Annotated in this window: 9 protein-coding genes and 1 pseudogene; 5 read left to right on the forward strand and 5 right to left on the reverse strand. The window is 62.1% G+C overall.

Features of this window, described 5'->3' with window-relative positions; genetic code table 11:
- Positions 1–29: 29 nt before the first annotated feature.
- Positions 30–1,628 (reverse strand): OprO/OprP family phosphate-selective porin, encoded by a 1,599-nt coding sequence (locus tag BRSPCE3_RS33235; protein ID WP_244070911.1) that lies wholly within the window; start codon positions 1,626–1,628, stop codon positions 30–32.
- A gap of 345 nt (positions 1,629–1,973) precedes the next feature.
- Here BRSPCE3_RS33235 and BRSPCE3_RS33240 point away from each other — a divergent pair, with 345 nt between their 5' ends.
- Both BRSPCE3_RS33240 and BRSPCE3_RS33245 read left to right on the forward strand, forming a co-directional pair.
- Complete coding sequence (locus tag BRSPCE3_RS33240) at positions 1,974–3,332, forward strand: DegQ family serine endoprotease (protein ID WP_244070913.1); 1,359 nt, start codon at positions 1,974–1,976, stop codon at positions 3,330–3,332.
- 19 nt (positions 3,333–3,351) lie between these two features.
- The gene (locus tag BRSPCE3_RS33245; protein WP_244070915.1) at positions 3,352–4,686 is read left to right on the forward strand and encodes a replication-associated recombination protein A; all 1,335 of its coding nucleotides are present in this window, start codon (positions 3,352–3,354) and stop codon (positions 4,684–4,686) included.
- A gap of 54 nt (positions 4,687–4,740) precedes the next feature.
- Here BRSPCE3_RS33245 and BRSPCE3_RS33250 read toward each other — a convergent pair whose 3' ends face one another.
- A complete protein-coding gene (locus tag BRSPCE3_RS33250) occupies positions 4,741–5,682 on the reverse strand; it encodes a LysR family transcriptional regulator (protein ID WP_244070917.1) in 942 nt (313 codons plus the stop codon).
- Positions 5,683–5,811: 129 nt separating this feature from the next.
- Between BRSPCE3_RS33250 and BRSPCE3_RS33255 the strand changes: the two genes are divergently transcribed.
- Positions 5,812–6,777 carry a tripartite tricarboxylate transporter substrate-binding protein gene (locus tag BRSPCE3_RS33255; RefSeq protein WP_244070919.1) on the forward strand — a complete coding sequence of 322 codons (966 nt, stop codon included), beginning with the start codon at positions 5,812–5,814 and terminating at the stop codon, positions 6,775–6,777.
- Positions 6,778–6,785: 8 nt separating this feature from the next.
- Positions 6,786–7,799 (forward strand): acetylserotonin O-methyltransferase, encoded by a 1,014-nt coding sequence (locus tag BRSPCE3_RS33260; RefSeq protein ID WP_244070920.1) that lies wholly within the window; start codon positions 6,786–6,788, stop codon positions 7,797–7,799.
- Between the two features lie 15 nt (positions 7,800–7,814).
- Here BRSPCE3_RS33260 and BRSPCE3_RS33265 read toward each other — a convergent pair whose 3' ends face one another.
- Positions 7,815–8,294: a lipocalin-like domain-containing protein gene (locus BRSPCE3_RS33265; protein WP_244070922.1), complete on the reverse strand. Its 480-nt coding sequence runs from the start codon at positions 8,292–8,294 to the stop codon at positions 7,815–7,817.
- 244 nt (positions 8,295–8,538) lie between these two features.
- Between BRSPCE3_RS33265 and BRSPCE3_RS33270 the strand changes: the two are divergent.
- Positions 8,539–9,300, forward strand: a pseudogene (locus tag BRSPCE3_RS33270) (IS5 family transposase).
- Between the two features lie 188 nt (positions 9,301–9,488).
- On the opposite strand, the gene BRSPCE3_RS33275 reads toward BRSPCE3_RS33270, so the two are convergent.
- Together BRSPCE3_RS33275 and BRSPCE3_RS33280 are read right to left on the reverse strand one after the other, a co-directional pair.
- Positions 9,489–9,869: a response regulator gene (locus tag BRSPCE3_RS33275; RefSeq protein ID WP_244070924.1), complete on the reverse strand. Its 381-nt coding sequence runs from the start codon at positions 9,867–9,869 to the stop codon at positions 9,489–9,491.
- A 35-nt stretch (positions 9,870–9,904) separates the two neighbouring features.
- Positions 9,905–10,078: a DUF3606 domain-containing protein gene (locus BRSPCE3_RS33280; protein WP_244070926.1), complete on the reverse strand. Its 174-nt coding sequence runs from the start codon at positions 10,076–10,078 to the stop codon at positions 9,905–9,907.
- Positions 10,079–10,247: the final 169 nt, after the last annotated feature.

The raw sequence follows: 10,247 nt of genomic DNA on the forward strand, positions 1-10,247 counted from the left end.
TGCTTGTTGTCGGCGCTACTCTGATCGCGTCAGAACGCAACCTGCGTGCGCAGCGCGACCGCGTCGAACTTCGAGCCGGCATCCGCGGTCGAGGTCGACGAGACCTGCTTGGCGACGTCGCCGTGCAGATAGTTCAGCATGAAGCGGACGTTGTTGTTGACGTACCAGTTCAGCGCGGCGGTGTAGACGGTCTGCCGTCCGCCGGCGACGCCGACGGCCTGGCCGACCTGGTCGTTGAGGTTCATCTGGCTGACCCGGCCGGCGATTTCCCAGGCGCCGATGCCGCCGCCGGCGAGCGAGAACGGATCATGCGGCTTGATCCCGCTGTAGGAGGCCGTTGACGGGTTGTAGGCGTGGTTCTCGCCGGTCAGCACGTAGCCGACCTGCGCGTAGCCGCCGTCGAATTTCAGGCTCGGCGCGCCGAACGGCGGCAGCCCGGTATTCGCAGTGCGATCGACATTGAACCAGTAGTATTCGCCTTGTGCGATGAACGAGCCGTAGGTCGCCGCCGCCTCGACGCCGTAGACCTGGGCGCCTGAGACGTTGGCGATCGCACCGGTCGAGATCAATGTCGTCGGATCGATGCGCAGCTCGGGCCGGTCGCTCAGCGTCAACGTCTGCGCCTGCGTCAGCTGGTTGCGCGGCGGCTGCACCAGCCATTCGGCATCGGCGCCGATATGCACCGAATAGTCCTTGCCGCTGATCGGATTGCCGGCGACGCGGACCACCGCGCCATACTGCTCGGATGATCCGGCCGGGGTGACGCTGGAGGCCGAATGAATCTGGCCGGTGGTCGGTCCGGTGGCATAGCCGCCGAGCCAGAGCTGGTCGTTCCACCAGCGGGTGCCGATCGCGGAACGGAAGTCGCCGGCCGCGACGTTCTGCGCGATGATGCCGGCCGAGGCGCGCTCCATGAACAGGATGTCGTTGGAGCTGGTCGATTCGTCCATGGTCCAGAGCAGGTCCATGATGCCGCCTTCGATCGCCATCTTGCCACCGAACGGCTTCAGGCCGGTGTAGCTCAGATAGGCATTCTCGACGCCGGAGGTGCCGCCGCCGGGCAGCGATCCCGCCGCTGCGCCTCCGAAGCCATCGGACGAGCCGCCGAAGTCGTAGATCAGCGCGTAATTCCAGTCGCCGAAGAATTTTCCGACGATGCCGATACGCGCGCGGCGCAGATTCTCGCCGCTGTCGAGCTTCTGCGGAGAGGTCGCCGCGGTGTTCGGACGATAGTCGTAGCCGCCGACATCCCAGTGCACGCGGCTGGTGATCGCAACGCAGTTCTGTTCGTCCGCGGTGCAGATCGTCGGCCGGTTGTTCGGCATCGTCACCACGACGCCGGACGGCGCGACCGGGCCCTTGACCGGGATCGCGGCGTTCGCGCTTGCGACCCGCGCGGCCTTGGCATCGGCCGCCTTCGCGTTGGCATTTGCGCTGGCCGCGGTCGCGGTGTTGGCATTGGTCTGCTTCTGCAGTTTATCGAGCTTCTGCTCGAGCATCTTCAGCTGCTGCTTGAGCAGCGCGATCTCGGCATCACTGCCGCCGCCGGCCGATTGCGAATAGGCCGGCGAGGCGGCGAGTGCCCCCGCAAGCCCGATGGCGATTGCACCAACTTTTGTCGCACCCATTGTGCACCCCTGTTGTGTTTGACTTCCCCACTCACTCACCAAAGCGTCCTAGGAGTTGAACGTGACTGACGCACGACAGCGCTTTCCAGGCATCGCAGTTCCGCTTGTTGTCCGCAGGCAACAGGCGGAGCAGCGCAGTGAGATGACAGCCATCATAGAAGTTTGGCGGGGCGCTTCAACGCGGCAGCCGCGGGTTTTGCACCGGTCCGGCGGGGGGCGTTTATCCGGCCGGGCGCCCTTCAATTGCCCAGCGAACACGCCTATATTCCGGCGTTTCCTCGAGAGGTGAGAATGCTCCGACCTGTCCGCTTTGCTGCCATATCCGCTCTGTGCACGTTGGCTTTCATGGGGACACTTTCCCCGGCCGCAGCCCAGGACCGCCGCGTGCCGTCCTCGCAGGCCGAGCTGCAGCTATCCTATGCGCCGATCGTGCAGCGAGTTCAGCCGGCGGTGGTCAATGTCTACGCCGCCAAGACGGTGCAGAGCCGCAATCCGTTCCTGGATGACCCGATTTTCCGCCGCTTTTTCGGCGTGCCGGGGCAGCAGCCCGAGCAGATGCAGCGCTCGCTCGGCTCCGGCGTCATGGTCGATGCGTCGGGCCTCGTGGTCACAAACAATCACGTGATCGAAGGCGCCGACCAGGTGAAGGTCTCGCTCGCCGACAAGCGCGAATATGAGGCCGAGATCGTGCTGAAGGACAGCCGCACCGACCTTGCGGTGCTACGGCTGAAGGGCACCAACAAGGAGAAGTTCGCCACGCTCGACTTCGCCAATTCCGACCAGCTCCAGGTCGGTGACGTCGTGCTCGCGATCGGCAATCCGTTCGGCGTCGGCCAGACCGTGACGCATGGCATCATCTCGGCGCTGGCGCGCACTCAAGTCGGGATCACGGATTATCAATTCTTCATTCAGACCGACGCCGCGATCAATCCCGGCAATTCCGGCGGCGCGCTGGTCGACATGACCGGCCGGCTCGCCGGCATCAACACCGCGATCTTCTCGCGCTCCGGCGGCTCGCAGGGCATCGGCTTTGCGATCCCGGCCAACATGGTGCGGGTGGTGGTGGCCTCCGCCAAGAGCGGCGGCAAGAATGTGAAGCGGCCATGGCTCGGTGCGCGGCTGCAGGCGGTGACGCCGGAGATCGCGGAGACGCTGGGGCTGAAGCTGCCGACCGGCGCACTGGTCGCCAATGTCGCGCCGAACAGCCCCGCGGCGAAGGCCGGGCTCAAGCTCTCCGACCTGATCGTCGGGATCGACGGCACGGCGATCGACGATCCCAACGCGTTCGACTATCGTTTCGCCACCCGTCCGCTCGGCGGCAACGCCGAGATCGAGGTGCAACGCGCCGGCAAGCCGGTGAAGCTCACGGTGCCGCTGGAGACCGCGCCCGATACCAACCGCGACGAGATCGTGCTGACCGCGCGCTCGCCGTTCCAGGGCGCCAGGGTCGCCAACATCTCGCCGGCGCTGGCCGACGAGCTGCATCTCGACGCCGGTGCCGAGGGCGTCGTCGTGACCGAGCTCGCCGATGACGGCACCGCAGCCAATGTCGGCTTCCAGAAGGGCGACATCATCCTCGCCGTCAACAATGAGAAGATCGTGCGAACCAGCGACCTCGACAAGGTATCGAAGGGCGGCTCGCGGGTCTGGCGCATCACGCTGGTGCGCGGCGGCCAGCAGATCAACGTGACGCTCGGCGGATGAGCCCCAAGGTGAACCGCAAGTGAGCCCGAAGCAACCGCGCGAGGCCAGCAATCTCTTTGCTGCGGCGGGGATGGAGCAGGACGCGCCACACCCGCTGCCGGACCGGTTGCGCCCGCGCACGCTGGCCGACGTCGTCGGCCAGGATCACATCCTCGGCCCCGACGGCGCGCTGACCCGCATGCTGGAGACGCGCACGCTCGGCTCGCTGGTGTTCTGGGGCCCGCCCGGCACCGGCAAGACGACCGTGGCGCGGCTGCTGGCCGACGCCACCGAGCTGCATTTCGAGCAGATCTCCGCGGTGTTCTCCGGCGTCGCTGACCTGAAGAAGGCGTTCGATGCCGCGCGGGCCCGCCGCGAGACCGGAAAGGGCACGCTGCTGTTCGTCGACGAGGTGCACCGGTTCAACCGCGCGCAGCAGGATTCCTTCCTGCCCGTGATGGAGGACGGCACCGTGGTGCTGGTCGGCGCCACCACGGAGAACCCGTCCTTCGAGCTCAACGCGGCGCTCTTGTCGCGCGCCCGCGTGCTGGTGTTTCACTCGCTCGACACCGCGGCGATCGAAAAACTGTTCGCCAATGCCGAGAAGATCGAAGGCAAGGCGCTGCCGCTCGATGCGGAGGCGCGTGCGGTGCTGGTGCGAATGGCCGACGGCGACGGCCGCGCCTCGCTGACATTGGCCGAGGAGGTCTGGCGCGCCGCGCGCAAGGGCGAGGTGTTCAATGCCGAGCAGCTGCAGGACATCCTGCAGCGCCGCGCGCCGATCTACGACAAATCGGCCGACGGGCATTACAATCTGATCTCGGCGCTGCATAAGTCGGTGCGCGGCTCCGATCCTGATGCGGCGCTGTATTATCTGGCGCGGATGCTCGATGCCGGCGAGGATCCGCTGTTCCTCGCGCGGCGCGTGGTGCGGATGGCGGTCGAGGACATCGGTCTCGCCGATCCGCAGGCGCTGGCGGTCTGCAACGCCGCCAAGGACGCCTATGATTTCCTGGGCTCGCCCGAGGGCGAGCTCGCGATCGCGCAGGCCGTGGTCTATCTCGCCACCGCGCCGAAATCGAACGCGGTCTACACCGCGTTTGGCGCCGCGATGCAGACTGCGAAGCAGGGCGGCTCACTGCTGCCGCCGAAGCACATCCTGAATTCGCCGACCAAGCTGATGAAGTCGGAAGGCTACGGCTCGGGCTATCAATACGATCACGATGCGCCCGACGCGTTCTCCGGTCAGGACTATTTCCCGGAAGCGCTGGGCCGCCAGACCTTCTACGATCCGCCCGACCGCGGCTTCGAGCGCGAGATCCGCAAGCGGCTGGATTACTGGAGCAGGCTGCGCAAGGAGCGCGGCGGGAGCTAGGCCGCGTACTCATAAACTCGTCAGTTCCGCTGATGAACAGTCCGCTCGGACCAATCAGTTCACTCCAACCAGCGCCTTACAGACCTCCCGGCTGGCCTCTTGGAATAACTTGACAGCACCTCCGGCCCGTCGTCCCTTCAAGGTGATTGAGGCTATCGGGGCGGAAGTATCGCCAAGATCGACGTTCAGCGCGCGCAGCCATGCGCTACTCGATCGCATTCTCAGTATCTGCATCGGCAACAGGGTTATAAATCGGCTGCTCGCCAGCAGATTCAACCGCATGTAGATTGAAATCGTGGTGACGGTCGTTGGCGGAAGCGGCAGGTTATGGCGTCGAAATAGCTCGACCCCGGTACGCCCCAAAAAAGAATCGGGCGGCGAGAGCGTCCATTGCTCTTGCATAAGTTCTGCGAGCTTCAACTTCTTCCTCGATCGCAGGAGCGGATGCCGTCGCTCCGCCATCACCGCAAGGGAGGATCTAAACAGCACCTCCGCGGACAGGTCATCGGCGACAGGCAACGGCGCCCAGCGCGTGATGGCCAGATCGAGCATTCTCTGGCGCAGAGCATGCTCCAGCGCATCCCGATCACCTATCGTGATATGATACCTGATGCCTGGATATCTGCGGACGAGATGTCCGATAATTTCTGTAACGATCGCGGTGACCGGCTCGGTTGTACCGATCGCAACGAGCCCTTGCGCCGGATCCGACCTTTGCACAATGTCGGCAACACCCAGCTTTATTTCGTCGAAAGCGACGCGCGTGCGATCGACAAGAAGGCGACCACACTCAGTGAGTTCAACCCCGCGCGAGGTGCGATCCAGCAGCGCAGCGCCGACGGCGTGCTCCATGTCGGTGATGGCCTTGGAGATCGCCGGCTGCGACAATCCAAGACGGTGAGACGCTTTGGCCATGCTGCCGACCTCTGCGACAGTCTGGAGCGTATGCAGATCCTTGAGGCGCAGGCGTCGGCCGATGCGGTCCTGCCACTGCATGAGTATTCACCTCACGTTATAGCCCGATAGGGAATTGCGATTTTGGGTTATAGCGTTGTTGCCTCAGGATAGCGAGATGGAAAGCCGGCCGGTTCATTGCGTTGCTGTCCGAAGCACATGGAGAACGCCATGCAGCTTTACTCGCGTCGCGCCATACTGGGCGGGTTTTCGGCTCTGGCTCTTCCTTTACCCGTTGTTGCTGCTGACCAGCCGCTGAAGATCGTATTTCCATTCGCGCCTGGCGGGTCGGGAGATTCGATCGCCCGGCTGTTCGCCGAGCAACTCCATAGCAGGCTCGGGAAGGTGGCCATCGTGGAGAACCTTGCTGGCGCTGGCGGGCGCATCGGCGCTCAGGCGGTCAAGAATGCCGCACCAAGCGAGGAGACAGTGCTGTTTGCTTCCGCTTCCCAATTCACACTTCAGCCGCATCTCTTCAGGAGCCTGGGATACGATGCAGAGCGTGATTTTGTGCCTCTTTCGCAGGTGATGACGGTGGATCTGGCTCTGGCGGTCAGCGGGAAGCTGCCCATCCATTCGGCGCATGAGCTCATCGACTGGATGAAGGCCAATCCCGCACAAGCCGTGTACGGCTCGCCCGGAGCGGGTACGGCACCTCATTTTATCTGCGGCGAGTTTGGCCGGATCACAAGCCTGAACCTGCGCCATACGCCCTACAAGGGTACGCCCGCTGCCCTCCCGGATGTGCTGGCCGGCCGGGTCCCGATGTATATGGCGTTTGTTTCCGAACTCCTGGAGCAGCACCGGGATGGTGGCATACGCATCATCGCCACCGCAGCCGCCGCTCGATCCTCCTTCCTGCCCCAAACCGCGACGCTCAAGGAGAGCGGGATCGATATCGACGCGGCCGGGTGGTTCGCATTCTATGCGCCTGCCCATTCCTCGCGTCAGTTCGTTGAGCGCCTGGGCAAGGAGATCATTGCAATCGGGAGCGATCCCGAAATGCGCGCAAAGATTCATGCCATGGGCTGCGAGCCGACAGGAACGACATCGGACGAGCTTAAACATATCCAGCGTGCCGAGTTCGAACGCTGGGGACCGATCGTCAGGGCGTCAGGATTCCCGATCGAGGACTAAAGCGGCACATGACCACCGATCCCCGCGAAAAGTTGTTGGACCTTGTTCAATCGCACCGCGTGACGGCTGTGATCTATGTCGCTGCCAGGCTGGGCCTTGCCGAATTGCTGCGCGACGGACCGCGAACGGTCGAAGAGCTCGCGAATAGAACTCACGCGGACTTGGACGCACTGGCCCGTTTGCTCGTCGCTCTCTCGACCGTCGGCATTTGCTCTCGCGTCGGCGAAGGCCGCTACGTGCTGACCGAACTCGGGGCCGGACTCGACGGTGCTGCTGAACGATCATGCAAGAACTGGGTCATCTTTGAAGGCTCCATGCTGGTCAAGAGGTGGGATGGTCTTCTGGATTCGATCATGTCGGGGAAGACGGCTGCCCAACTCCAGGACGTCGACGACAATTTCGATCTGATGGCGCGCACGCCAGAGCATGTGCGGATATTCAATGACGCGATGGCGGACCTGACACGGCTGGTCACGCACGATCTGCTGCAGGCCTACGACTTTGGCACGGTCTCTCACTTGATGGATGTCGGAGGCGGCTCCGGGGAACTCATGGGCGCCGTGGCGAGAGAATACTCGAATATCAAAGGAACGGTTTTCGATCTTCCGAGATGCGCCGAGGCCGCCAACCAGCATTTCGGGCACCTCGGAATCTCCGACCGCGTCGACTTTGTTGCAGGCGATTTCTTTCACGCGGTGCCTGCGGTGGCCGACGCGATCATGCTGAAAAGCATTATTCACGACTGGGATGATGCGCGCAGCCGCATCATTTTGGGAAACTGCCGCAAAGCGCTTCCCCAAAAAGGTAGACTGCTATTGGTCGAACGTGCGATGCCGGAATTGCCTGGTAACGATGACGCGGGCAGGTCGTGCGCGATGAGCGATTTAAACATGCTGCGCGGTCCAGGTGGACGGGAACGGACGGAAAGGGAATATTGCCGGCTCCTGACCGAGAGCGGCTTCCGTCCCATCGCGGTTCTCCGCGCCGGCCGCTTCAATCTGATCGAGTCGCGGCATTGTTGATACTTGGAAAGTAATTCACTTTGCTCGCTTCCAGGTCACATCGACATTTTCTCCGCTCGGAGGGCGAATGGTCAGTGTGAGTTGATCCCCAGTGATCGTAACGAAGCGCTTCTGATCTGACCCGTTCCAGTTGGGAAAGGAGCTACCTTCAACATGGATTGCGATGCTGCGGTCTGCCTCATTCACGGTGTACGTCCCGAAGTAGGTCTGGGTCCCATTAGCTGTTGTTTCATTTTCTTCCGGAGTACCGCGCCACAGCGCATTGCTTTTGTATTTGGCGCGGTCTGGGCGCATGACCGTGATGATGTATCGCCCACCTGCATCAAAAATGGCCATTCCCGCTGGGCTCTCTCCGAATTGCCGCAACATGGTGCCATCGTTTTTCTTCTGCTCCCAGGATGCCGCGATCCATGTTCCGACGAGGCCTTCCTTCATCGATGGCTGCTGCCCGGCGGCGCTATTTGCATGCAAGGACAGCCCGAAAGCCGCGACCATGCACGCTCCAAGAACTCTACGGTGCGTCCTCATGTCTCCTCCGCCTTTCAAGTCGCCAGACTACAGGAATGTAGGTTTGTGAGGGACTGGTTTCCACATTCGGGTCATTTTCGACGCATTTGGCAGAAATTGAGGACTGGTTGATGTCCGCTCCTGTCCATAAGCGCCGTACCAGGAGCGAGCCAGGATCGTTGCGTTTGGCCCGACTACCGTGATTCAAACTCCTGAACTGGAGGCTCGAATCATGCGCTACGAACTCACGGACCATGAATGGACCGCCATCAAGCCGATGCTACCGAACAAGCCGCGTGGCGTTCGTCGGGTGAACGACAGACGGGTCCTGGATGGCATCTTCTGGGTCCTCCGATCAGGAGCACCTTGGCGTGATCTGCCGACGGCGTTTGGCCCATACACCACTTGCTACAACCGCTTCGTCAGGTGGCGGCGGGCCGGCGTTTGGGGCCGCATCGTTGAAACGCTTGCCACTGCTCATGATGCCGCTGTCCAGATGATCGACACCTCCATTGTCCGCGTGCATCAGCATGGAGCCTGCATCACAGCGAACCAGCGCCAATCGATTGGAAGGTCTCGCGGCGGGTTGACGAGCAAAATCCATGCGGTGGTCGATGGCAATGGTCTGCCGGTAAGGCTGGCGCTGAGCTCGGGTGAAGCCCATGACGTTCGACTTGCCGGAAAACTGCTGTCTCGTCTGAAATCCGGGTCAATGCTGCTTGCCGACCGTGGCTATGACGCGGACTGGATCAGAGAACTTGCCATGAAGAAGGGCGCATGGGCCAACATCCCGCCGAAAAGCAATCGCAGCGATCCGATCTGCTTTAGCCCCTATCTCTATCGCGCTCGCAACCAGGTCGAGCGGTTCTTCAACAGGATCAAACAATGTCGTCGCGTGGCGACGCGCTAGGACAGGCCGGCCGCCAACTACCTTGCCTTCGTTCAGCTCGCGTCAATCAGGCTATGGTTGCGTCGCAATGAGTCCGCGTCCTAGGCCGCGTACTCTTAAATTGACCGCGTGAATCGATGTCCGCTTGTCCCCCAACAGCGGCGCGAAAGCGGAGAAGGGCCAATACCGGAACCGGCCCCGGCACGATCGCAAAAGGGCCGCTGCAGACCAAATTTAGCAAATGCGTTGGGCGGCCGGTGGAGAGCAGAAAATCGAACCTCGTTCGCCCCAGGTCAGCGTCGTCCCGTGAGTGTCTGAAGCTGCCGTCGCAGTTCGAATGACGAATATGGTTTGGAAATGAATTGGGCGCCTATCGGCATATCGGATGACGCAGGACGCGTTCTCCCGGAAGTGACTAAGAGGGAAATCAGCGGCCAGCGCTCCCGTACAACGGTGGCAAGCAGCAGGCCATCCATTGATCCGGGCATTTGAATGTCCGTGAACATGACGGTTACACCCGGGACGGATTCCAGAAGAAAGATTGCGTGATCGGCGTCGACCGCTTCCAGGACCTCGAGCCCCAGATCGCGAATGACATCGGCCGAATCCATACGGATCAGGGTCTCATCCTCGACCACCAGCACCAGATCTTTGGCTTTGCCGGATGCCGCCACCTTTCCTCCGCTACATACCTCACGAGACACGCGGACTACTTCAAGGTAGAGGCTTCCTTGGTGATGGCTGAGATCGAACTGCCCGACTTGCGAACGATATTGGCAAACTGCTCATCGGAAAGCTTCAGTCGCTTGCGCAGGATCTTGACCTGAACTTTGCTTCTTAAATCCAACGAATTGCGAAAATAGGTCGGCTTGGGTCTGTTCATGGTGATTCTCTGGCGATGAAGGGATGGGCTTGATCGCGACCATGCGGCGTTACCGCTCCGGCTGCGATGGTGACTGTCCCGCTCCTCGTGCAGATTCGGTCGCCATGGAAGCCAACATTGCCTGGGCCCGGTTCGTTCCGTCGTTTCAAAAACATCCCGGCACCGGTGG

Origin of the sequence: Bradyrhizobium sp. Ce-3, assembly GCF_022835695.1 — a bacterium.
Classification (GTDB): Bacteria; Pseudomonadota; Alphaproteobacteria; order Rhizobiales; family Xanthobacteraceae; genus Bradyrhizobium.